This is a genomic window from Imperialibacter sp., from assembly GCF_040222385.1.
GTDB lineage: Bacteria > Bacteroidota > Bacteroidia > Cytophagales > Cyclobacteriaceae > Imperialibacter.
The window spans coordinates 1-469 of sequence record NZ_JAVKDF010000058.1; the positions used below are offsets into that span (position 1 = coordinate 1).

Annotated in this window: 1 protein-coding gene; it reads left to right on the top strand. The window is 49.5% G+C overall.

Annotated elements, in window-relative coordinates:
• The coding region (locus tag RIG68_RS27470) for an MBG domain-containing protein (RefSeq protein WP_350130055.1) at positions 1–469 on the top strand (469 nt) is incomplete at both ends.

Below are 469 nucleotides of genomic sequence, written 5' to 3' on the forward strand. Positions count from 1 at the left end.
AACTGCTGTCGACAAAATGAAAACCTACGGAGAGGAAAATCCAACACTGGAGGTAGTTTACTCAGGGTTTAAGAATGAGGATGAAGAAACAGTATTAACAACAGCACCTTCCCCATCAACAACCGCCACAAGCGCAAGTGCAGCAGGCGAATACCCAATCTCCCTTTCTACCGGAAGTGACGACAATTACACCCTCTCCAACGTGTCGGGTACCTTGACGGTCAATAAGGCTACACTTTCAGCTTCAGCCCCCGACCAAAGCCGTGAGTATGGAGAGCCCAACCCTGCCTTATCTGTCGAGGTTACTGGGTTTGTTAATGGAGAAGATCTCAATGTGCTGGCTGCTCCTCCAGCTGCCACTACAGAAGCCAGTACTGCCAGCAACGTTGGCACCTACCCCATCACCGTGACTGCTGGAAGCGATGATAATTACGATATCAACACGTCTGATGGAACTTTGACCATAACC